1 protein-coding gene is annotated in these 1140 nt (G+C 44.5%); it reads left to right on the top strand.

The window, feature by feature from the left end; genetic code table 11:
* A partial coding sequence (locus tag R7O12_RS26190) for a type IV pilus secretin PilQ (protein WP_318126982.1) occupies nt 1–1018 on the top strand: 1018 nt, incomplete at its 5' end.
* Between the last annotated feature and the right edge of the window lie 122 nt (nt 1019–1140).

Below are 1140 nucleotides of genomic sequence, written 5' to 3'. Positions count from 1 at the left end.
AAAACTGACGGAAGAAATGGGTGAGCTTTCATCAGAAATCATCAAAGTCAATTTTGCTAAAGCTTCGGATATTGCAGAGATGATCAATGGTGAAGGCAACATTAGCATGTTGTCAGAGCGTGGCAGTATGACCATTGATGAGCGAACCAATTCGCTATTAATCAGAGAATTGCCAGAGAACATCGCCGTTATTCGTGAAATCATTGAATCGCTCGATATCCCAGTCAAACAAGTACAAATTGAAGCCCGAATTGTCACCATCAGTGAGGGTAACATGGATGAGTTAGGTATTCGTTGGGGCTTCACATCTATTAATGGTAATAACACCGTTGGTGGCTCTATTGAGAACAACCTAGCGACAATTGGTTTGTACGAAGGTGGTGGTGATGGCGAAGGTGAAGAGGGTGGTGATGGTGTTGGTATCGATGATTTCCTTAATGTGAATTTAGCAGCGACCAACCCGAATGCGGCGAGTATTGCGTTCCAAGTGGCAAAGTTAGGTTCTGATACATTATTGGACTTAGAGCTGTCTGCATTGCAGCAAGAATCAAAAGCAGAAATCATTTCGAGCCCACGATTGATCACGACCAATAAGAAGCCCGCGTACATTGAACAAGGTACCGAAATTCCTTATCTAGAATCTTCATCGAGTGGTGCAACGTCAGTGGCCTTTAAAAAAGCGGTGTTGAGCTTGAAGGTGACACCGCAGATCACACCTGACAATCGTTTAGTGTTGGATCTGAGTGTGACCCAAGACCGACCTGGTAAGGTAGTGAAAACGGGCACAGGAGAGGCAATGGCAATTGATACGCAGCGCATTGGCACCCAAGTTCTGGTGAATAATGGTGAGACGGTTGTGCTCGGTGGTATTTTCCAGCACAGCATTACTAACTCAGTGGATAAAGTGCCATTGTTGGGCGATCTGCCGCTATTAGGCGCACTTTTCCGCCGAAGTTACGAAAACGTTGGTAAAAGTGAGTTGCTAATTTTCGTTACGCCTAAGGTCGTTATTCAGTAGTGGCTATCAAGTAAATAGGCGATTAGATCAAAAATAAAGTTGCATTAGTGGCACCATGCTTGGATAATTTCGGGTCTTATCACGAATTATCTGTGAGGAACTGGTGCCACAAGCCTTGTAGA

The sequence above is a fragment of the Vibrio sp. Vb1574 genome, assembly GCF_033338675.1.
This window is presented reverse-complemented; position numbering and strand designations above follow the sequence as displayed.